The 21780-nt window shown below is 73.2% G+C and carries 17 protein-coding genes; 8 read left to right on the plus strand and 9 right to left on the minus strand.

The annotated features are described in order from the left end of the window. Positions 1 to 5 precede the first annotated feature (5 nt). A complete protein-coding gene (locus AB0C66_RS03290; RefSeq protein WP_362432167.1) occupies positions 6 to 872 on the minus strand; it encodes an alpha/beta hydrolase in 867 nt (288 codons plus the stop codon). 105 nt (positions 873 to 977) lie between these two features. After that, positions 978 to 2837 carry a DEAD/DEAH box helicase gene (locus tag AB0C66_RS03295; RefSeq protein WP_362432169.1) on the minus strand — a complete coding sequence of 620 codons (1860 nt, stop codon included), beginning with the start codon at positions 2835 to 2837 and terminating at the stop codon, positions 978 to 980. Between the two features lie 465 nt (positions 2838 to 3302). Here AB0C66_RS03295 and AB0C66_RS03300 point away from each other — a divergent pair, with 465 nt between their 5' ends. Beyond that, positions 3303 to 4109 (plus strand): ferritin-like fold-containing protein, encoded by an 807-nt coding sequence (locus tag AB0C66_RS03300; RefSeq protein WP_362432172.1) that lies wholly within the window; start codon positions 3303 to 3305, stop codon positions 4107 to 4109. A 70-nt stretch (positions 4110 to 4179) separates the two neighbouring features. Here the strand turns inward: AB0C66_RS03300 and AB0C66_RS03305 are convergent, their stop codons facing one another. The 4 genes from AB0C66_RS03305 to AB0C66_RS03320 form a co-directional block, all read right to left on the minus strand. After that, positions 4180 to 4455, minus strand: a complete 276-nt coding sequence (locus tag AB0C66_RS03305; RefSeq protein ID WP_362432174.1) for a hypothetical protein — start codon at positions 4453 to 4455, stop codon at positions 4180 to 4182. Between the two features lie 286 nt (positions 4456 to 4741). Beyond that, positions 4742 to 4969 carry a DUF3107 domain-containing protein gene (locus AB0C66_RS03310; RefSeq protein ID WP_362432177.1) on the minus strand — a complete coding sequence of 76 codons (228 nt, stop codon included), beginning with the start codon at positions 4967 to 4969 and terminating at the stop codon, positions 4742 to 4744. Between the two features lie 165 nt (positions 4970 to 5134). Continuing rightward, complete coding sequence (locus AB0C66_RS03315) at positions 5135 to 5779, minus strand: TetR/AcrR family transcriptional regulator (protein WP_362432180.1); 645 nt, start codon at positions 5777 to 5779, stop codon at positions 5135 to 5137. A 138-nt stretch (positions 5780 to 5917) separates the two neighbouring features. Continuing rightward, complete coding sequence (locus AB0C66_RS03320) at positions 5918 to 6142, minus strand: hypothetical protein (RefSeq protein ID WP_362432182.1); 225 nt, start codon at positions 6140 to 6142, stop codon at positions 5918 to 5920. A gap of 143 nt (positions 6143 to 6285) precedes the next feature. Here AB0C66_RS03320 and AB0C66_RS03325 point away from each other — a divergent pair, with 143 nt between their 5' ends. From AB0C66_RS03325 to moeZ, 7 genes are all read left to right on the plus strand, one after another. After that, positions 6286 to 7314: an alpha/beta hydrolase gene (locus tag AB0C66_RS03325; protein WP_362432184.1), complete on the plus strand. Its 1029-nt coding sequence runs from the start codon at positions 6286 to 6288 to the stop codon at positions 7312 to 7314. Next, positions 7307 to 8698, plus strand: coding sequence for a DUF3152 domain-containing protein (locus AB0C66_RS03330; RefSeq protein WP_362432186.1), 1392 nt, complete (start codon positions 7307 to 7309; stop codon positions 8696 to 8698). Before AB0C66_RS03325 ends, AB0C66_RS03330 begins: the two co-directional genes overlap by 8 nt. A 253-nt stretch (positions 8699 to 8951) precedes the next feature. Then, on the plus strand, positions 8952 to 10796 hold the full coding sequence (locus tag AB0C66_RS03335) for a DUF3492 domain-containing protein (RefSeq protein WP_362432188.1): 1845 nt from the start codon (positions 8952 to 8954) through the stop codon (positions 10794 to 10796). Next, entirely contained in the window at positions 10793 to 12130 is a 1338-nt protein-coding gene (locus AB0C66_RS03340; protein ID WP_362432190.1) for a hypothetical protein, read from the plus strand. Before AB0C66_RS03335 ends, AB0C66_RS03340 begins: the two co-directional genes overlap by 4 nt. 106 nt (positions 12131 to 12236) lie before the next feature. After that, on the plus strand, positions 12237 to 13289 hold the full coding sequence (locus tag AB0C66_RS03345) for an NAD-dependent epimerase/dehydratase family protein (RefSeq protein WP_362432192.1): 1053 nt from the start codon (positions 12237 to 12239) through the stop codon (positions 13287 to 13289). Then, the gene (locus AB0C66_RS03350) at positions 13277 to 14044 is read left to right on the plus strand and encodes a spherulation-specific family 4 protein (protein WP_362432195.1); all 768 of its coding nucleotides are present in this window, start codon (positions 13277 to 13279) and stop codon (positions 14042 to 14044) included. Before AB0C66_RS03345 ends, AB0C66_RS03350 begins: the two co-directional genes overlap by 13 nt. 88 nt (positions 14045 to 14132) lie before the next feature. Next, entirely contained in the window at positions 14133 to 15311 is a 1179-nt protein-coding gene (moeZ, locus tag AB0C66_RS03355; protein ID WP_362432197.1) for an adenylyltransferase/sulfurtransferase MoeZ, read from the plus strand. Positions 15312 to 15417: 106 nt separating this feature from the next. Here moeZ and AB0C66_RS03360 read toward each other — a convergent pair whose 3' ends face one another. The 3 genes from AB0C66_RS03360 to AB0C66_RS03370 form a co-directional block, all read right to left on the minus strand. Beyond that, positions 15418 to 17019 (minus strand): alpha/beta hydrolase, encoded by a 1602-nt coding sequence (locus AB0C66_RS03360; RefSeq protein ID WP_362432200.1) that lies wholly within the window; start codon positions 17017 to 17019, stop codon positions 15418 to 15420. A 96-nt stretch (positions 17020 to 17115) separates the two neighbouring features. After that, positions 17116 to 18594 carry an alpha/beta hydrolase gene (locus tag AB0C66_RS03365; protein ID WP_362433341.1) on the minus strand — a complete coding sequence of 493 codons (1479 nt, stop codon included), beginning with the start codon at positions 18592 to 18594 and terminating at the stop codon, positions 17116 to 17118. Positions 18595 to 18815: 221 nt separating this feature from the next. After that, entirely contained in the window at positions 18816 to 21602 is a 2787-nt protein-coding gene (locus tag AB0C66_RS03370) for a flippase-like domain-containing protein (protein WP_362432203.1), read from the minus strand. Between the last annotated feature and the right edge of the window lie 178 nt (positions 21603 to 21780).

Raw genomic sequence — 21780 nt, forward strand, 5'->3', positions numbered from 1 at the left:
GGGGCTCAGACCGCGCCGCGCCAGAACGCGATCAGCGCGTCGGCCGTGGCCCGCGGCCGTTCGACGTTGGGGGAGTGCTCGGCGCCCTCGATCACGGTCCGGCGGGCCGACAGCCGCTCGGCCATCTCGTCCATCAGCGGCACCGGCCAGGCGTAGTCCACCTCCCCGGAGAGCACATGGGTGGGCACCCCGGACGCCGCGAGCTCACCGACCCGGTCCGGCTCGGCGTTGAGCTGCCGACCGGTCGCGATCAGCTGCTCCGGCACGGTCTCCAGCCAGCGCCGGTGGAGGAACTCCCGCACACCGGGCGGGGTCGCCGCGTCGGCCGCCTCGGGTGGATCCAGTTCGCGCATCGCCTGCCAGACGGCCTCCATGTCCATCACGGTCAGCGCGTCGATCAGCAGTTTGGTGCGGGCCTGCTGCGCGGCCGAGATGGCCGCCGGACCGGAACTCATGATGGTCAACGAGGTGAAGGCGCCCGGGTCCCGCAGTACGGCGGCCCGTGCGATCAGCCCGCCCAGCGAATGCCCGAGCAGATGGACCGGGTCCTCGGTGGCGGCACTGACCGCCGTGGCCTGCGCGAGGACATCGAGGACCAACTCGTCCTGGGCGTAGGCGGTCTGGTCCCGGGGCCCGGGCGTCTCGTACTGGCCGCGGCCGTCCACCGCGACCGCCCGGAAACCCGCCGCGGCCAGCGGTTCCAGCAGGGCGATGAAGTCTTCCTTGCTGCCGGTGAACCCCGGCACCAGCAGTACGGTGCCGCGTGCGGCCGCGCCGGGCCGCGCGTCATGGACGGCGAACTCCCCGCGCGCGGTCCCCAGGCGGTACGCGCGGGCGCCCGCGGGCAGTGTGAGAAACGGCGGCCTGCTCATGGGGATGAGGCTATACAGGCCACGGGAAACGGACCGTGAACGCCTCGGGCCCCGTCCGCGGTGTCGCGGAACGGGGCCCGAGGCGCTCAGAGGTGGCTGCCGCGGTCAGCTCTCGGCGGCGGCCTCGGGCTGGGCCGCCGCACGGGTGCGGCGACGGCGGCGGACCGGCTTGGCCTCGCCGTCGGCGGCCGCCTCCGCGGGCGCGGTGGCCTCGGCGGTCGCGGTGGTGTCCGCGGCCTTGGCCCGGGTGCGGCGGCGCGGCTTGGCCTCCGGCGCCTCCGTCTCCGCGGCATCCGTGGTGGCCTCCACCGCGGCGGCGGCCTTGGTGCGGGTGCGGCGGCGGACCGGCTTGGCCTCCGGCGCCTCCACCGCGTCCGTGCCCTCGGCGGTCGCGACGGCCGCTTCGGCGGCCTCCGACGCCTTGGCCCGGGTACGGCGGCGGCGCGGCTTGGCCTCGGCCTCCTCGGCCGGAGCCTGAGCGGTCTCGGCGGTCTCCACCGTCTCGACCGCGGCGGTGGCCGCCTCGCCCGCGCCCGTCGCACCACCGCGGGTGCGGCGACGGCGACGGGGCTGACGCGGCTCGGTGGCGCCCTCAGCGGTGTCGGCGGCGGACTCGGCGCCGGTCTCGGTGGTCGGCGAACCCTCCACGGCGCCCGCCTCGGACCGCACACCGCCACGGGTGCGGCGGCGGACCCGCGGGGTGCGGGTGCGCGCCGGACGCTCCTGCGGGGGAGCGGCGGCGGCACCGCGGCGGCCACGGCCGCCCCGGCCACCGGTCTCACCGAGGTCCTCGACCTCCTCGGCGGCCAGCCCGGCCCGGGTGCGCTCGGCACGCGGCAGGACACCGGTGGTGCCCTTGGGGATGCTCAGCAGCTCGAAGAGGTGCTCGGAGGTGGAGTAGGTCTCCTCCGGGTCGTTGAACGGCAGGTCCAGCGCCTTGTTGATCAGCTGCCAGCGCGGGATGTCGTCCCAGTCGACGAGGGTGATGGCGATACCCGACGCACCCGCGCGGCCGGTGCGGCCGATGCGGTGCAGATAGGTCTTCTCATCCTCGGGCGACTGGTAATTGATCACATGGGTGACGCCCTCGACATCGATACCGCGCGCGGCGACGTCGGTGCAGACCAGGACATCGACCTTGCCGTTGCGGAAGGCGCGCAGCGCCTGCTCGCGCGCGCCCTGGCCGAGGTCGCCGTGGACCGCGCCGGACGCGAAACCGCGCCGGGCGAGCTGGTCGGCGATGTCGGCGGCGGTGCGCTTGGTGCGACAGAAGATCATCGCCAGGCCGCGGCCATCGGCCTGGAGCACCCGTGCCACGACCTCCGGCTTGTCCAGCGAGTGGGCGCGGAAGACATGCTGGGTGATGTTGGCCACGGTCGCGCCCTCGTCATCCGGCGCGGTGGCGCGGATGTGGGTGGGCTGCGACATATAGCGGCGGGCCAGCGAGATGACCTGCCCCGGCATGGTCGCCGAGAACAGCATGGTCTGGCGCTTGGCGGGGAGCAGCTGGATGATCTTCTCGACGTCGGGCAGGAAGCCCAGGTCGAGCATCTCGTCGGCCTCGTCGAGGACGAGTGCCTTGACGGAGGAGAGACGCAGCTTCTTCTGGCCCGCCAGGTCCAGCAGCCGGCCGGGGGTGCCGACGACCACGTCGACGCCCTTCTTCAGCGCCTCGACCTGCGGTTCGTAGGCGCGGCCGCCGTAGATCGACAGGACGCGGACGTCGCGGACCTTGCCGGCGGTGAGCAGATCGTTGGTGACCTGCTGGCAGAGCTCGCGGGTGGGGACGACCACAAGCGCCTGCGGGGCTTCGGTGAGCTGCTCGGGCTTGGCCCGGCCGGCCTCGACGTCGGCGGGCACGATGACGCGCTCCAGCAGCGGGAGGCCGAAGCCCAGCGTCTTGCCGGTGCCGGTCTTGGCCTGGCCGATGACATCGGTGCCGGAGAGGGCGACCGGGAGCGTCATCTCCTGGATGGGGAACGGGGACGTGATGCCGACGGCTTCCAGGGCCTCGGCCGTCTCGGGGAGGATCCCGAGTTCTCGGAACGTGGTCAGGATGTTTGCCTCTTCTGTGAGACGCGGCGGGAGGCGGCGAAGGGGGTCGCATCAGCGCCCGGGTGCACCGGCCCATAGGGACGGCCGATTCGGCGCGGGACCACTGCCTTCGCTCGAGCGCTCACGCCGCGAGCGGGGTCCCTCCTGCCATGCGCATGAACACTGCGCGCCGCGCGGAGGGCGGTCGGTTTGGAGCCGATCGGGCCACCGACCGGGCATCCGCATTCGTGGAACGACCCGCCGGTATGCGACGGGTGCAAATACCACTGTACCCCGGAAGCGCGCATCTGTGACCGGGGAACCGGATGCGCGGCCTCGCGGGCCAGGGCTGACCAGGCCCTTCCCCCTGCCGCCGAGCGGGCTATTGTGCGCTCCATGGAGACGTCTGACACGCCTGAGAACGCCGCAGCCACCGCCGAGGACCGCGCCGGGGAGAGCGCGGCGGACCGTCCCGGGAAGAGCCCCCAGGAGCCCGGCGCCGAGGCCACCGGGGTCGCCGCCCAGGACTGGGACACGGCCGCCGCCGATCCGCAGTACCGGGCCGCCGTGGTGGATCTGCTCGGTGCGCTCGCCTACGGCGAGCTGGCCGCCTTCGAGCGGCTGGCCGAGGACGCCAAGCTGGCGCCCACGCTGGAGGACAAGGCGGAGCTGGCGAAGATGGCGTCCGCCGAGTTCCACCACTTCGAGCGGTTGCGGGACCGGCTTGCGGCGGTCGGCGAGCGGCCGACGGCGGCGATGGAGCCGTTCGCCGCCGCGCTGGACGGCTTCCACCGCCAGACCGCGCCGTCGGACTGGCTTGAGGGGCTGGTCAAGGCGTATGTGGGCGATTCGATCGCCAGTGACTTCTACCGCGAGGTGGCCGCCCGGCTCGACGCGGACACCCGGGATCTGGTGCTCCAGGTGCTCGACGACACCGGCCACGCCAGCTTCGCGGTGGAGAAGGTGCGCGCCGCCATCGAGGCCGATCCGCGGGTCGGCGGGCGGCTGGCGCTGTGGGCGCGGCGGCTGATGGGTGAGGCGCTGTCGCAGGCGCAGCGGGTGGTCGCGGACCGCGACGCGCTCTCCACGATGCTGGTCGGCGGCCTTGCCGACGGCTTCGACCTGGCGGAGGTGGGCCGGATGTTCTCCCGGATCACCGAGGCGCACACCAAGCGGATGGCGGCGCTGGGCCTGGCGGCCTAGGGCCCTGTCCGGTGGCGGGCGGCCGGGCCCGATCGCGGGTCCGGCCACCCCGGGGTGGCCGGGCGGCGCCTCAGGCCGTGACCGAGCGCCTGCGGCGGGTGCGGCCCGCCGGGCGGATCAGCAGCGACAGCAGCGCCGCAGCGAACCCGAGCGCGACGATCAGCACCGCCGCGGAGTGGCCCGAGCCCAGCACCGTATGGGCGAGCAGGGCGCCGAAGAGCGCGCCGCCGGGGCCGGTGGACAGCACCAGGGGGCGTGCGGGCAGCCTTCGGGGGCGCCAGCGGCTCGCCCCGTACGCGGTGGCGAGACCGATCAGTACCGAGCCGAGCGCTTCCCAGAGGATCATGGCGCGTCCTTCCCGTGAGCGGACCGGGACCGACACGCGATCACGTGTCGGTCGTGCCCGTCCTACCCGTGGCCGGGAGCGGGCAACCCTGCGATGCGGGAGTGCCCGGAGGAGACGGCGGAGTGCGCGCGGGGAGGGCGCGCAGGGCGCGCGCGAGGAGAACGACGACCGGCGCGCGCCATGGGCCCGGCAGCGCTTACGACAACGGCGGCCGCGCGTACGACAACGGCGGCGGGCCCGGTGGAAGGATCTCCACCGGGCCCGCCGCCGTGATCTGTGCGACCGCTCAGAGCGTGCCGAATCCGACCTTGCGGGCGCTCGACTCACCGATCTCGACATAGGCGAGCCGGTCGGCCGGGACCAGGACCTTGCGGCCGTGGTCGTCCACCAGGGTCAGCAGCTGAGCCTTGCCAGCGAGCGCGTCGGCCACCACGCGCTCGACCTCCTCGGCAGACTGCCCGCTCTCCAAGGTGATCTCGCGGGGCGCGTGCTGCACGCCGATCTTGACCTCCACGGCTTTGTCCCTCCGACGGTCAGTTGGGGTGCGCGGCCGTCCGCGCCGTACCCGCACACAGTAGCCGGGGACGGAGACCCGCCGGGCGGCCCGGGCACACGCCGGCAGCGAACACGCCCGCCCCGCGCGAACCCGCGCCCTCGCGGCCCGAGATGACGGACCGGCTCAGTGCTGCCCGGTCTCGGCCCCGTGCAGGGGGAACCCCGCGATGCCCCGCCAGGTGAGCGAGGTCAGCAACTGCACCGCGGTGTCCCTCGGTACCGTGCTTCCGCTGGAGAGCCAGTAGCGCGCGACGACCTGCGAGACCCCGCCGAGGCCGACGGCCAGCAGCATCGACTCGTCCTTGGACAGCCCGGTGTCCTCGGCGATCACCTCACTGATCGCCTCGGCGCACTGGAGCGAGACCCGGTCCACGCGCTCACGCACGGCCGGCTCGTTGGTCAGGTCGGACTCGAAGACGAGACGGAAGGCGCCGCCCTCCTCCTCGACGTACGCGAAGTACGCGTCCATGGTCGCGGCGACGCGCTGCTTGTTCTCGGTCGTCGAGGCGAGTGCGGTGCGCACCGCCTGGAGCAATGCCTCGCAGTGCTGGTCGAGCAGGGCGAGATAGAGCTCGAGCTTGCCCGGGAAGTGCTGGTAGAGCACGGGCTTGCTGACCCCCGCACGCTCGGCGATGTCATCCATCGCCGCGGCGTGGTAGCCCTGGGCGACGAAGACTTCCTGAGCCGCCCCCAGAAGCTGATTGCGTCGGGCTCGGCGCGGCAGGCGCGTACCCCGCGGGCGCGCCTCGGTCTGCTCGATGGCTGTCACGCCGCCTCCCATTTGAATGTTCTGTGCACGATGTCCACCCGCGCCCCGCCATCGTACTTTTGGGTAACCGGGCCGCGCGCGGTTCGTGCGGAGAATTTCACGGACCGGACACTATGAAAAGCCCACCATTGCCCCTGGTCACCGGTAGTCCTCCTCGCTGACCTCGACGACCCGGGCTTGCTCCGCCCGGTCCGCCTCGTTCGCTTCGAGGAGTTCGCCGGAGGATGGCTGGTCGTCGTGGTGGGGGACCAGATCATGGTGCTGATCGGCGGCGTCCGCCTCGGCGGCCTCGACGTCGAACGCGAAGGAGTCGTTGTTCTCGGGGGTCTCGAAGGTCTCGGGATCTGTCGGGTCGATGGACATGTACTCCCCTTCCCGGAGGCAACAGCGCGCCTCCGTGTAATAACGAGCCTAGGAGAGGTCACTTTCGGACGCTACGTTGTCCGTACGTTGCCTGTGAGGGCGAACACACGATCAGGTGCGTGATCGTCTCGTAACATTGCCGCATGTCTGCGACCGAGCCGCCGGAAGCCCGTGTCATCGCGACCGTTCCGCCCGGACGGCCCGTGCGGGTCGGCGCCGGGGAGGAACTGCGCACCGCGCGGCTGCCCGGCCTCACGCTGACCGTGCGCTCCCGCCCTCCGATCGCCCCCGGGCTGCCGCCCGCGCTCTTCATCCACGGCCTCGGCGGTTCCTCGCTGAACTGGTCCGCGCTGATGGAGGGGCTCGCCGACCGGGTGGACGGCGAGGCGATCGACCTCCCCGGTTTCGGTGACTCGCCGCCGCCGGACGACGGCGACTATTCGATCACCGGCCACGCCCGTGCCGTGATCCGCTTTCTCGACGGCGCCGACCGGGGCCCGGTCCATCTGGTGGGCAATTCGATGGGCGGCGCGATCACCACCCGCGTCGCGGCGGTGCGGCCCGATCTGGTGCGCACCCTCACCCTCGTCTCGCCCGCGCTGCCCGAGCTGCGGCCGCAGCGCTCCGCACTGCCCACCGGACTGCTCGCGATACCCGGGGTGACCCGGCTGTTCACCCGGATGACCCGGGACTGGGACGCCGAGCGGCGCACCCGCGAGGTGATGATGCTCACCTACGGCGACCCGGGGCGGGTCGGCCCGGAGGACTTCACGCTGGCGGTGGAGGAGTTCCAGCGCCGCCTTGACCTCCCGTACTTCTGGGACGCCCTCGCCCGGTCGGCGCGCGGGGTCGTCGACTCCTACACGCTCGGCGGTCAGCACTCCCTGTGGCGGCAGGCCGAGCGGGTGCTCGCGCCCACGCTCCTCGTCTACGGTATGCGCGACCAACTGGTCTCCATCCGGATGGCGCAGCGGGCGAACGCCACCTTTCGGGGCTCCCGGCTGTTGACGCTGTTGGACGCCGGACACGTCGCGATGATGGAGTATCCGGAAGCAGTGGCCCGCGCCATGCGCGAGCTGCTCGATGACGTTGACGGACGAGAAGGCCGGGAGAGCCGGGCGGTACACGGCGCCGAACCCGGCGCGGACGGGAGCGGTGCGGCGCGTGGGTAAACACAGCGCACGTGGCAGCCAGGAGGGCCGGGGCCGCCCGCCTTCCGCCGTGGCCTCCGGTCCCGAGTCCGGCGAGCGCCCGGCCCCCGGTGCGGCGGCACCCGGCACCGGGCGTCGGAGGCGCGGCGCACCCGGTGCGGCCGACCCGGCGGTGACGCCCCCGCAGGGAGTACCGCGGCTGGCCCATGGACCGCAGTCCCCGTCGGCGCGCGCCCGGGGCGGCCATCCGGAACACCATGAGCCCGGCGGCGGCTGGGGCACCCTCGGCGGCCCCCGCGGCTCCGGCGGCGCCACGATCATCAACCAGCCGTCCCGCCCCACGGTCTCCGGCGCGGGCGGGCTGATGCCCGGCCCCCGCAGGGAGTACATCGACGCGTTCCCCGACGCGCTGGACGACGGCGAGGACGTCTTCGCCGCCGGGGCGCCGGGAGCGGTCCCCGCGCCGCGCCGCGCGCGGGAGGCGGCCGGTGGCGGCGCCGACGGCGGCCGGGGCGACGGGCTCCCGGCGGACGACGGCGCCGACGGCCCCCGGGACGACGATCCGGCGGGCGGCGGGCGGGGCGCTGCCAAGGGCGGCAAGAGCCGGACCTTCACCGGTATCGCCGCCGCGGCCGTCACCACCGTGCTGGCCGTCGTGGTGGCCGGTCAGGTGACGGGCGGGTCGCCGGATGACAGCGAGGCGCATGCCCAGGGCGGCGCCGACCGAGGCCGCTCCGACGCCGTCTCGCGCGACAAGGACCGGGGCGGCGCCCCGGCCAGGTCCGCCGATGCGAAGGCCCCTCTGTCGTACGCCGAGAAGATGGCCGCCGTCATCCCGCTCGACCCCAAGCTGCGCGGCTCCGGCGCGTTCGCGACCGTCCCCGGGCACGACCGGGCGCCCGGCCGGGGTCAGCTGCTGCGCTACCGCGTGGACGTGGAGAAGGGACTGCCGCTGGACGGCGCGCTGTTCGCCGAGGCCGTCCACAAGACGCTGAACGACGAGCGGAGCTGGGGCCATGGCGGCACCCGCCGCTTCGAACGGGTCTCCTCCGGGCACGCCGACTTCGCGATCACCCTCGCGAGCCCCGGGACCACCGCGGCCTGGTGCGCCAAGTCCGGGCTGGACACCGCCGAGGAGAACGTCTCCTGCGACTCGGCGTCGACCCAGCGCGTCATGATCAACGCCTATCGGTGGGCACAGGGCGCCAAGACCTTCGGCGACGACAAGATGCTGGCCTACCGGCAGATGCTGATCAACCACGAGGTCGGCCACCGGCTCGGACACGACCACGAGGTCTGCGGGCGGCAGGGCGCGCTGGCCCCGGTGATGATGCAGCAGACCAAGTTCCTGACGACCGACGGCGCCACCTGCCGCCCCAACGCCTGGCCGTTCCCCAAGGGATAGCCCGGCAAGGGATAGCCCGGCCGTCAGCCCAACCGTTCCTGCGCGCGCGGCACGCCGCCGCTGCCCCGGAACGGAGCCTCCAGCCACCCATAGCGCCCAACAACGCCTGAGCGCAGGGAAGGTCACGGGCGTTCACCCCTTTTGGTGGTGCGACGGACAACCGTCCGTCGCGCCGCGGTCATGCGCGCATAACGTGCTCACGCCGCACGACGGCGGCGTCACGGCTTGCCCACAGGAAGATCGGGGTGCGCTCATGCGCGTGGGACTGCTTACGGAGGGTGGCTATCCGTATGCGAACGGTGAAGCGCGGGTGTGGTGCGACCGGCTCGTCCGTGGCCTGGACCAGCACGAGTTCGAGGTCTACGCGCTGAGCCGCAGCGCCCGCCAGGACGCCGGGGGCTGGGCCGAACTCCCCGCCCAGGTGCGGCGGGTGAGTACCGCGCCGCTGTGGGGCGCCCCGCCCGCGCGGCGCGCGGGCCGCAGACAGCGGCGCCGCTTCGCCGAGCACTTCGGTGGACTGGCCGCCGCGATCGCCTCTCCAGCCGCCCGGGAGCCGGGCACCGGACATCAGGCGGACCGTTTCGCCAACGGTCTCTACGGTCTCGCCGAACTCGCCCTCGACCACGGCGGAATCCCCGCCGCGCTGCGCTCCGAGGAAGCCGTCCGGCTGCTGGAGCGCGCCTGCCACCTCCCCGGGGCGCTGCGCGGCGCCCAGCAGGCGCGGGTCGCCGATCTGCTGGCCGTCACCGAGGCGCTGGAGCGCGCGCTGCGCCCCCTGTCGCTCGACTGGTACGGGCCCGGCGGGCTCGCCGGAGCTGATCTGTGCCATGCCACCTCCGGCGGGGCGGCGGCGCTCCCGGGGCTGGTGGCCACGCGTTTCTTCGGTACCCCGCTGCTGGTCACCGAGTACGGCGTACGGCTGCGCGAGCACTACCTCGAGGACTGCCCTGCCGTTCCGGCGGACGTGGCGGATCCCTCCGCCGTCCGCCCCGCGCCGGTCCGGACGCTGCTCTCCGCGTTCCAGGGACGGCTGGCCGCCGAGGTGTACGCGCGCGCCGCGCTGATCACCCCCGGCAACACCCACGCCCGCCGCTGGCAGGAGCGGTGCGGCGCCGACCCCGAGCGGCTGCGCACGGTCTACCCCGGTATGGACGCCACCCGCTTCGCGGAGGTCGGCGAGGGCGGGGAGAGCGGCGACGGCGGTACGGCCCGCGGTGACGACGGCCGGACGCTGGTGTGGGTGGGCCGGATCGAGCCGTCCAAGGACGTCGTCGGTCTGCTGCACGCCTTCGCCGAGGTGCGCCGCCACCGGCCGGACGCCCGGCTGCGCGTCATCGAGACCCGGCGCGCGGACGCCTGCGCGGAACCGGCGGGGAGCGGGTCGGCGGGCCCGCCGGGGGAGGACTACCCGGCCCGCTGCCGCGCCCTCGCCGCGCATCTCTTCCCCGACGAGGCCGCCGACGCCCACACCGTCGGCGACAACCCGGTCTCCTTCGAACGGCTCGGTGAGCCCGGTGTGCCGACCTTGCCGGAGGCGTACGCGGCGGGCGGCGTCGTGGTGCTCTCCAGCGTCGTCGAGGGCTTTCCGGTGGGGCTGGTCGAGGCGATGTTCTGCGGCCGGGCCACGGTGTCGACGGATGTCGGCGCGGTGTGCGAGGCCATCGGCGGCACCGGTCTGGTGGTGCCGCCGCGCAACCCCCGGGCGCTCGCGGACGCGTGTCTCGCGCTGCTGCGCGACCCCGCCCGCCGCGCGCGCCTGGGCGCCGCGGCGCGCGCCCGTGCGCTGGAGCTGTTCACGATCGAGCAGAACGTGGCCGCCTTCCGCGGTATCTACCTGGAGCTGATGTCGCACTGCCCGGTGCGCCGCGAGGAGGTCGGCGAGGGCGGTGCGCCCGTGCCGTTCGCCCTCCCGGCGGAGGCCCATATCCCGGGCCGCTGGACCGCGGGCCGGGACGGTGACCGGCTCGGCCAACGGCGCTCGGCTCCCGTGCCGTCCCGCACCCCGCAGGACCACACCCCCACCTGGGCCGCCCCGCCGCCCCGGGAACCGCTGGGCGTGGGCCCCGCGCAGCGCCATATGACCGAGGAGGGCGTGTGACCCGGCCCCACGACCCCGCGTCGGACGCCCCCGCCACGCCCACCTCCCCCGGCGGCTGGGACACCCCGTCCCGCGCCCTGATCGACTCCGAGGAGCCCATGGACTCCGGGGCGGACGACGGGGCGCGGGCCGCCGCGGGGCGGCGGGGGCCCGCCGATCCGGTGCGGGAGCTGATGCACCGGCATCACGATCTCTGCGCGCGCGCCGTCGATCCCCTGGAGATCGCCGCCGGACTGGAGGCCCACGGGGTGACCGACCGCACCGCCGCCCGCTTCCGGCACCGTGACGTCTTCGCCTTGGCCGAGGAGCTGTACGCCCGGGTGCCCCGCGCCGAGGAGTCCGCCAAGGCCCCCGCAGCCCGCCCCGCGCGCGGCTCCTGGGCGCTGTGGCCGCTGCCCGGGGTGCTGTGCGCGGCGACGGCCTGGGCGGTGCTCCGACCGGAGCTCGCGCCGCCCGCGACCAGCGCCGCCCTCGGCGCGTTCGGCACCGTCCTGGTGGCCGTCGCGCTGTGGCTGTGCCTGAGCCGGGGGCCGCTCCGGATCGCCGGGCGCGGACGCGGCGGGCGGCTCGCGGACCTCGCAGGTCCGCTCTGCCTCGGCTGGCTCCTGGGCTACGCGGCCTGCGGGGACTGGCTGCTCACCGGGCTGGTGACCGGTGAGCGCGGTGCGTACGACACGGCCCGCGCCGCCGGGACCGCCGTCGTCCTCGCGCTGGCCGTCGTGCCCGCCGCCGGATGCGCCCGCTGGTTCGCGCTGCGGGCGGGCCGGAGGCTGACGGGCAGCCGCGGGCTCGAGGAGTTCGCGTCCGGGGTCCGCCCGCTGTTCGCGCTCACCGCCCTCGGCTTCCTGGCCGCGCTGGCGCCCCTGGTGCTCGCCGCCCGGCTCGTGCTGCCCCACCCGCCGTCCGGCCCCCTCCCGCTGCCCGGCCCCGGCTCCGTCACCGCCGCCGAGGCGGCCGCCGCCGCGCTGGCCGCGCTGCTGTTCCTGGCCCGGCTGCTCGCCCTGCACGGCTTCCGCGGGGCGGCGGTCGGAGGGCTGGCCGCGGCCTGCGCGGCCGAGGCGGCGGTGGAGGTCGCCGCGCTGGCCGCCCGGCTCCCCGGCGGCGCCCCGCTCGGCGAGCCGGTGGCGCGGCTGACCGCCGCCCATGGCGCCGCGGTCGTCCCCGCGGCCGCCTGCGCCGCCGCGGCGCTCGGACTGCTCGGCTACGCCTGCGCCGTCCTGTCCCGCGCCTCGGCCCACACCGACGCCCCGGGCGGCACCGGCGGCCGAGCCGCCCGCCGCGGTCCGCACCGCGCCGACGACACCCACCCCGCGCCCTGTGAGGCGCCCCAGTGAACCCGCCACCCCCCGCACGACCGCGCCACCCTGCCACCCCTATGAGGAGCAACCACATGAGCGACGACCTGTCCTGCCCACGTGCCCGCGCGGGGAGGCGTGACCGATGAGAGTCCTGCTGCTCGGCTCCGGCGGATATCTCGGCCGCTACGTCGCGGAGCATCTGCTCGCCGACCCCGCCGTCCAGCTCACCGCGCTCGGCCGCGGCGATGACGCCGATGTGCGCTTCGACCTTTCCAGCGGCAGCCCCGGCGCGCTCACCCGCTTCCTCAACGCCGTCCACCCCGGGGTGGTGATCAACTGCGCGGGCGCCACCCGTGGCGGGGCCCGTGAGCTCACCCGGCACAACACGGTGGCGGTGGCCACGGTCTGTGAGTCGCTGCGCCGCAGCGGCTGCGGCGCCCGGCTGGTGCAGATCGGCTGCTCCTCCGAGTACGGGCCCTCGCAGCCCGGTTCGTCGACCGCCGAGGACGCCGTGCCGCGCCCCGGCGGCCCATACGGCGTGAGCAAGCTGGCCGGCACCGAGCTGGTGCTCGGCTCGGGGCTGGACGCGGTGGTGCTGCGGGTGTTCTCACCGGTGGGGCCCGGCACCCCGGCCGGTTCACCGCTGGGCAGGCTCGCCGAGGCGATGCGGCGGGCGATGCAGGCGGGGGAGAGCGAGCTGAAGCTGAGCGGGCTCGGCGTCCAGCGCGACTTCGTGGACGTCCGGGACGTGGCGCGGGCGGTGCACGCCGCCTCGCTTTCGGCCGCCCAGGGCGTGGTCAACATCGGCACCGGCCGCGCGGTGCGGCTGCGCGAGGCGGCCTCGGTGCTGGCCCGGGTGGCGGGCTTCGGCGGCTCCCTGCACGAGATCGACGCCCCGCCGGGGCGCGGGCTGGTGCACCACGGGCCCGGCGCCGGGGCCCATATCCCGGGCCCCGCCCATGGCCATGGTCCCGGCCACGGCCACGCTCCCGGCCACGGCCCGGTCCACCAGCTCAGCGTGGCGGGGGAGGCGCATGCCACCGGCGGCGCGGCCACCTTCCCGTATCCGGACGGCTGCGGAAGCTGGCAGCAGGCCGATGTGCGCACCGCGCGCGACCGGCTCGGCTGGCGCTCCAGGATCCCGCTGGAGGAGTCGCTCGCCGACATCTGGATGGAGGCGGCATGTCGCATCTGACCTCGCCGGGTCCGCTGCGCCATATCCCCGCCGCCGATCATGCGCTCGGCCTGGGCGTCCCGGGCTACGCCCACCCGCTGCTCGCGCCCACCGAATGGGCGGAGCTCGCCCGGCCGGGCGCCCCGGTGGACTGGACGGTGCTCTCGGTGGCGCGCGGCCCCGGCGCCGGCCGGGATCCGCACTGCCTCACCGCGGTGGCCCGGCTGCGTGCCGCGGGGGTGCGGGTGCTGGGCCTGCTGGACGCCCGCTGCGGCACCCGCCCGTTCGGGGAGCTGGTCTCCGACGCCGACCACTTCCTGGACTGGTACCGGGTGGACGGCTTCCTCCTGGACCGCTGCCCCGCCGACCGGCCCGGCCTCGCGGAGGTCCGCCGTACGGTCACCACGCTGCGGGCGCTGTGCGGCGGCGGCCATATCGTGCTCGGCCAGGGCACCCATCCATGTCCCGAGTACATGGAGGTGGCCGATCAGCTGGTGACCTTCCGCGGCGCCTGGGCGGACTACCGTTGGTCCCAGGTCGCGGAGTGGACGGCGGGATATCCGCCCGAACGCTTCTGCCATCTGGTGCACGGCGTCCCCCGGCCGCATCTGGAGGAGGCGCTGCGGATCGCCCGCTGGCAGGGCGCGGGCACGATCTACTTCACCGACCGGACCCACCATCCGGGGCAGCGGACCTCCGCCACCGCCCCCTGGGAAGCCCTGCCCGGCTACTGGGACGACCTCGTCTCGCGCATCGGACCGCGTGTCATGGAATGAGATGGGGCGTGGCAGTGTTACGGGAAGAAAACCACCCCGCTCACGCGGGGGTGCATGTCCGTCTGCTCCCTTCCCTTACGGAGTCCCCGTGTCGCTGCCACCCCTGGTCGAGCCGGCTGCCGAGCTCACCGTCGACGAGGTCCGCAGGTACTCGCGCCATCTGATCATCCCCGATGTCGGGATGGACGGGCAGAAGCGGCTGAAGAACGCCAAGGTCCTCTGTGTGGGCGCGGGCGGTCTCGGCTCCCCGGCCCTGATGTACCTCGCCGCGGCCGGTGTCGGCACCCTCGGCATCGTGGAGTTCGACGAGGTCGACGAGTCCAACCTCCAGCGCCAGATCATCCACAGCCAGGCGGATATCGGCCGCTCGAAGGCGGCGTCGGCGCGGGACACGGTGCTCGGCATCAATCCGTATGTGAACGTCATCCTCCACGAGGAGCGGCTCGAGGCCGACAACGTGATGGAGATGTTCTCCCAGTACGACCTGATCGTGGACGGCACGGACAACTTCGCCACCCGCTATCTCGTCAACGACGCGTGTGTGCTGCTCAACAAGCCGTACGTATGGGGTTCGATCTACCGCTTCGACGGCCAGGCGTCGGTCTTCTGGTCCGAGCACGGTCCCTGCTACCGCTGCCTGTACCCGGAGCCCCCGCCGCCGGGCATGGTCCCGTCCTGCGCCGAGGGCGGTGTGCTGGGCGTGCTGTGCGCCTCCATCGGCTCGATCCAGGTCACCGAGGCGATCAAGGTCCTCACCGGTACCGGCGACCCGCTCGTCGGGCGGCTGATGATCTACGACGCCCTGGAGATGACCTACCGCCAGGTCAAGGTCCGCAAGGACCCGGACTGCGCGGTCTGCGGTCCGAACGCGACGGTCACCGAGCTGATCGACTACGAGGCGTTCTGCGGTGTCGTCTCGGAGGAGGCCCAGGAGGCCGCCGCCGGGTCCACCATCACGCCCAAGCAGCTCAAGGAGTGGATCGACGACGGCGAGAACATCGACATCATCGATGTCCGCGAGCCGAACGAGTACGAGATCGTCTCCATCCCCGGCGCCCGGCTGATCCCGAAGAACGAGTTCCTGATGGGCGGCGCCCTCCAGGAGCTGCCGCAGGACAAGAAGATCGTCTTGCACTGCAAGACCGGTGTCCGGTCCGCGGAGGTCCTGGCCGTGCTGAAGTCCGCGGGCTTCGCGGACGCCGTGCACGTGGGCGGCGGTGTCATCGGCTGGGTCCACCAGATCGAGCCCGACAAGCCCGTCTACTGACCCGACAAGCCGTCTGCTGCGGCCGGCGCCCGCCGTAAGGGCGCGACACGCACGCGGGGCCCGGACCGTCATCGGTCCGGGCCCCGCGTGTATGTCCGGTCAGTGCCTAGGAGCAGGTGGTGCCGGCCGAGGGCACCTTCCCGTCGAGCAGATAGGCGTTCACGGTCCTGGTCATACAGGCGTTGCCGCTGTTGTACGCGCCGTGGCCCTGGCCCTTGAAGGTGACCTCGACCCCCACGCCCGGGCCGAGTTCCCTGACCATCTCGCGCGCCCCGGCGTACGGGGTGGCCGGGTCACCGGTGTTGCCGACCACGAGGATCGGCGCCGAGCCCCTGGCGCTCACCTCCGGGCTGTCGGTGGTCCCCTCCACCGGCCAGTCGGTGCAGCCGAGCATGCCCCAGGCCAGGTACTCGCCGAAGACCGGTGACGCCTTGCGGAAGCGGGGCAGCTGGGCCCGCACCTCGTCGACGGTGTAGCGCTGCTTGTCGTCCACGCAGTTGATGGCCATATTGGCGGCGTTGATATTGCTGTAGCGGCCCTTTTCGTCACGGCCGGAGAGCGAATCCGACATCGCCAGCAGCATGTTGCCCTTGCCGAAGTGCATGGCTTCCTGAAGGCCGAGCGTCAGGTATTTCCAGCTCTCCCGGTCGTACAGCGCGGCGGCGATTCCGCTCAGTGCGGCGTCCTGGGTGAGCTTACGGCCGCTTTCGGTGGACAGCGGCTTCTTGTCCAGCTTCTTCAGAAACGCGGCGATCTTCGCATCGCCCGCCTCGGCGTCACCGCCGGTCGGACACCCGATGCCCTTCTTGGCGCAGTCCTTCAGATAGTTGTCGAGGGCCAGCTGGAATCCCTTGGCCTGGCCGTAGGCGCCCTTTTCGGGGTCCTCCGTCGGGTCGACGACGGCGTCGAGTACCGCGCGCCCCACATGCTTCGGGAAGAGATGGGCGTAGACACCGCCGAGTTCGGTGCCGTACGAGATCCCGAAGTAGGAGAGTTTCTTGTCGCCGAGCACCTGCCGCATGAGATCCATGTCCCGGGCGGCGCTGACCGTGTCCACATGAGGGAGGACCCGACCGGAGTTCTTCTCGCAGGCGGCCGCGTATTTCCGGGAGTCCGCCGTCGCGGCCTTGATCTCGTCCGCGTCGTCGGGAGTGCCGTCGACGGAGTCGGCCGAGTCCATCTCCTTGTCGCTCAGGCATCGCACGCCCGCGCTCTCACCGACCCCGCGCGGATCGAAGCTCACCAGGTCATAACGGGTGCGCAGCTTCGCGTAATCGTCGGCGAAGCCGGGCAGCGAGGAAACGCCGGAGCCGCCGGGGCCGCCGAAGTTGAACATCAGGGAGCCGATCCGGCGGTCCTTGTCGGTGGCCTTGGCGCGGATCATCGCGAGGCCGACCGTTTTCCCGCCCGGTTTCGCGTAGTCCAGCGGGGCCTTGAGCGTGGCGCATTCCCACTCGCTCCCCGGTGCCGCGCCGGTGCCCTGGACCGGAGACGGCGGCGGGCAGGATTCCCACTTCGGCCGCTGGCCGGTGAGCGCATTCGGCAGGGCGCTGTCCGACTCGGCCGGAGCCTGGGCGGACGGTCTTGACTCCCCCTCGCCCTTGTCGTTTCCGCCGTTGTCATCGCAGCCGACGACGGCGGTGAGAGCGACCACGACGGCCGCGGAGACCAGTGCCCTGGTCCGTATGGTGCGTAGGGAACTCGACATACCGGATGATCCTAGGAGGACGGTCCGAGCGGGAGTGTCCGCGCTTCTTCTCAATCCCGTCACGGTTGGTGCCGGGGCCGGTCTCACCGCTTTTCCCTACGTACAGACCTTGCCCTTTTTCGGCACTTTGCCCTGGAGGAGATAGGCGTTGGCGATCCGGCGGACACAGCCGCTGGCGCTGTCGTACGCCCCATGTCCCTGTCCTTTGTAGGTGAGTTCGACGCCGACGCCGGGGCCGAGTTCCTGAGCCATCTTCCGCGCCCCGGAGTAGGGCGTCGCCGGGTCACCGGTGTTTCCGACGACGAGGATGGGGGCGGAACCGGGGGCGCTGACCTCGGGTGTGGTCCAGGTGCCGTGCACCGGCCAGCCGGTGCACTGGGTGAGGCTCCAGGCCATGAAGTCGCCGAAGACCGGGGACGCCTTGCGGAAGGTGGGCAGTTTCCGCTCGATGTCCCCGACCGTGTACCGCTGTCTGAAGTCGGCGCAGGTGATGGCGGTCAGGGACGCCTGGAGGGTGCTGTAGTCGCCGTCCTGGTCGCGTCCGTTCATCGCGTCGCCCAGCGCCAGCAGGATCCTGCCGTCGCCCTGCCGGGCGGCGTCGAGCCCCTGGGTGAGGTACTGCCAGAACTGCTCGGAGTACAGGGACTGGGCGATACCGCCGGCGGCCAGCGACTCGGTCAGCTTCCGCCCCTGACCGCCCGGGAGCGCACGGGTGTCCAGCCGTTTGAGGAAGGTACGGATCTGGGCCGCGGTGGGGCAGTTGGCGGGGGCGATCATGCCGCCGCTCTTGTCGCAGTCCTTCACGTAGTTGTTCAGCGCGAGCTGGAACCCCTTGGCCTGACCGAGCGCCCCCTGCTCCGGTGTCTGCGCCGGGTCCACCACCCCGTCGAAAAGCGCGCGGCCGACGGTGCGCGGGTAGAGGTGGGCGTAGACACCGCCGAGTTCGGTGCCGTACGAGATGCCGAAGTAGTGCAGCTCGCGGTCGCCGAGGACCTGGCGCATCAGGTCCATGTCGCGGGCGGCGTTGGTGGTGCCGACATAGGGCAGCACCTTGCCGGAGTTCTTCTCGCATGCGGCCGCGTACCGCTTGACCCGGCGGACCAGCCCCTTCACCTCGGCCGGGGTGTCCGGGGTGGAGTCGGCCGCGTAGTAGGCGTCGAGCTGTTGAGCGCTGAGGCAGTGCACCCCGCTGCTGCGGCCGACCCCGCGCGGGTCGAAGCTCACCAGGTCGTAGCGGGCGCGCAGTTGACGGTAGCTGTCGGCGAGGGCCGGGAGGGTGGCGACACCGGAGCCGCCGGGGCCGCCGAAGTTGAAGATCAGCGAACCGATCCGGTGGCGGCGGTCGGTGGCCTTGGCGCGGATCATCGCGATGCCGATGGTGTCGCCGTCCGGGTCGCGGTAGTTCAGCGGGGCGTGGAGCGTCGCGCACTCCCACTCCTTGCCGGGGGCCTTGGTGGCGCTGCCGTCCTGACTGTCCGACGGGGCCGGGCAGGGCGCCCAGTCCAGCTTCTGTGCGGCGGAGGTGTCCGGCCGCTCCCCGCCGTCACCGCCGCATCCGGCCGTGAGGGCGGTCATCAGCAGGACGGCGGCGGACAGCGCACCGGTGCGCAGAGGTCGGGACACGGCGGCTCTCCCGGGGGTGGCGGCGTACGGCCATCCTGGGCCGCCCGGCTACGGGCCGCGCGCACAGCGCGGACGTACGGGTGAGGAGGGGCCGCGGGAGGGGCCGTACGGCGGCGTCCCGGGGCGCGGGCCGCGGGCGGCGGTGGTAGGGCGGGCAGGGGCCCGGAGCGCCCTTACAGCGACTCTTTGCGGGTGAGGTGGGTGAAGGCCAGCCAGCCCGGCAGCACCGGCAGCCAGAAGACCAGAAGCCGGAAGAGCAGTACGGCGGGTGCGGCGGTCTCGTACGGCAGCCCGGCGAAGGTCAGACCGGCGATCAGCGCGGCCTCGACCGCGCCGACACCGCCGGGGGTGGGGGCCGCCGATCCCAGGGCGTTGCCCGCGAGGAAGACGACCGCGATGCTCGCGTAGCTCAGATCACCGCCGAACGCCCGGATCGAGGCGTCGAGGCACAGCACGTTCGCGACGGTCAGCAGCAGCATGCCGCCGATGCCCGCGAGCAGCTTCTTGGGCCGCTGGAGCACATCCAGCATGCGCGGGACCACGCCCGCGAACAGGGATCGCACCCGGGTGGATACGAACTTCCGCAGCACGGGAATCGCCGTCACCACCAGAACCAGCACCGCGGCCGTCAGCAGTCCGGCGATCACGGTCCGGGACGGTGAGAGGGTCGGGGTGCGCTCGGTCCCGGTGATGTAGCCGAAGGTCAGCAGCAGCAGGATGTGGCTGGCGAGGCCGAACAGCTGGGAGGCCCCGACACTGGCCACCGCGAGCCCCGGCCGCACCCCCGCGCGCTGGAGGAAGCGGGTGTTGAGGGCGACGCCGCCGACCGCCGCGGGCGCCACCAGTTTCACGAACGAGGCGGCCACCTGCGCCAGTACCGTCCGTCCGAAGGGCACCTTCTCCGGTACGAAGCCCAGCAGGCTCATGGCCGCGGCCACATAGGTCAGCGCGGAGAAGACGAGCCCGAAGAGCACCCAGATCCAGTTGGCCTCGCCCACCACGGCGCCCAGCTTGATGTGGGTGAACTGGGAGAGCAGGAAGTACGCGGCGAAGGCACCCGCGCAGAAGCTGACCAGGGTGCGCGGTTTGATGCGCTCCAGCCGGACCGGCTCTATGGGCGCCTGCGGCCGCACCAGCAGGACCTGCTGACGGATCTGGGCGAGCAGGTCCTCCTCGCGCGCGTCCTCCAGGGCCTCTTCGATGGCCCGCTTCTCCGCCTGCTTCTCGGCCCGCTGGGTCTTACGGTCGCTGGTGGCCGAATCGGCCTCGCGGGCCCCGCGCTCCTCCGTGGCCTCCTTGGCCTCCTTGGCCTCTTTCGCCTCCTTGGCCTCCTTGGCCGAGCGCGATGCCTCCAGCACCGCCTCGCGCTGCCGCTGGGCCCGCTCCCGCGCCAGCTGGCGCAGGGTCGCACGGCTGCCGCGGCCCAGCGCCAGCGGCTGGAGCAGCGGAAGGCTGTCGGCGACCGCGTCCGGGCCGAGGACCTCGACCGCCGCCGTCACCGAGCGCTCGGCGCCGACCCGCAGCCCGAGGGTGGTGAGCAGCTGGGCGATATCCATCCGCAGCACCAGGTCACCGGCGGCGATCTCGCCGCCCCGCAGATCGGTGAGGATCACCCGGCCGTCGCGGTCGATCAGGAGGGCGTCGCTGTCCAGCCGCCGGTGGGCGATCCGCCGCGACTGGAGCGCCTGCACCTGGTGCCAGGCCCCGGCCAGCAGCTCATCGGTGAGCTCTTCGTCCGGCAGGGCGTGCAGCGGACGGCCGCCGATGTGCTCGTAGACCAGCATCACCGCGTCCGGGCCCAGCTCGGAGGTGGCGATCAGCTTGGGCGCGTTGGCACCGGCGGCGATCGCCGCGTACGCGAGCAGCGCCTCCTGCTCGAGGGCCTGGCGCAGCGACTGGAGGCTGCGGGGCGGGGTGATGGTGCGCAGCGTCAGCCGCTGCCAGACGCTGTAGAAGAACCCCTGGGCCTGCTGTTCGCGGTCGACCACGGTGACGTCCAGGGGCGGACCGTCCTCCAGGGTGACCAGGTAGCGGCGGCCCCGGTCCCCGTGGTTGCCCTTCTCGCCGTGGCCCTGGTCGCCCTCGGCGGACTCCTCGGCGCGCATCGCGCTGACCGGGTGGAAGCCGACCCGGCGCAGCCCGGCGAGCAGGTTCTGTCCGGTGGGGCGGACGTTGGGGGAGCCGACGGCGTAGAGCGTGCCGTAGGCGACCGTCCAGCCGATCAGTACGGTGACGATGATCGAGAACGGGGTGGTGTAGCCGCCCACGAGCACCGCGAACGCGTCGAGCAGCAGGACGCACCACATGGCCACCCGCCAGCGCGGGCGCCGTGCCATGCCCACGGCCGTCATATAGGCGATGACGGGGGCGAGATAGCCGTGCACGGGGTCGCTGAAGGTGCCGCCGGGCGCGGGCTGGGTGAGCGCCTCCCGGATCGACGCCGGGGCGCCGTCCGCGACCCACAGGTCCGTGGTGAGGGACACCCCGTGGGCGAGCACCGCCGCCAGGACGCCGTCGGCGATCCGCAGCCCGTCCCGTTTGATCAGCCGCTCGATGGCGAAGGCCACCGGGAGGACGAGGACGGCGACGCTGGCCGTCAGCCCGGCGAAGTCGATCAGCAGCGGGGGCGCCTGGTTGGCGCCGTGGCCGATGTCCTTCTCCAGGCCCGCGGTGGTGCCGTGCGCGAAGGCCGCGATGGCCAGCACGATGGCCATGGCCAGCACACCGAGCAGCAGCCGCATGAGGTCGGACGGGCGGTGGACGCGGGCGGGCAGCAGCGGCTCGTCCCCGGAGACCCGGTCGATATGGGGCCGGGGACTGTCGTCATGGGGCCGGGCACTGCCGTCGCTCTCGGGGGTACCGGACGGCGAATCCGGGCGCGACAGCGCCTCAGGGGCGCGGGCCTCCTCTTCCGGAGGCTGCGCACCCTGCTTCGCCGTCTCTTCTTGATCTCGTATCACCAGTCACCGCCCGGAAGATGGTGGCATGCCCGGGAGGCGGATGAGGGCATCAGGGTGCATTTCGGGGGCGTGAACCTTGGATCGTACGCCGTGTAAAGCGTTCCCGCACACCGAGTGATCACACCGGAACGGGGCGGGACGGCCGGAAAGCGACGTGACGCGCATCCGGGGGACTGTC

Origin of the sequence: Streptomyces sp. NPDC048636, assembly GCF_040650655.1 — a bacterium.
In the GTDB taxonomy this organism is placed as follows: domain Bacteria; phylum Actinomycetota; class Actinomycetes; order Streptomycetales; family Streptomycetaceae; genus Streptomyces.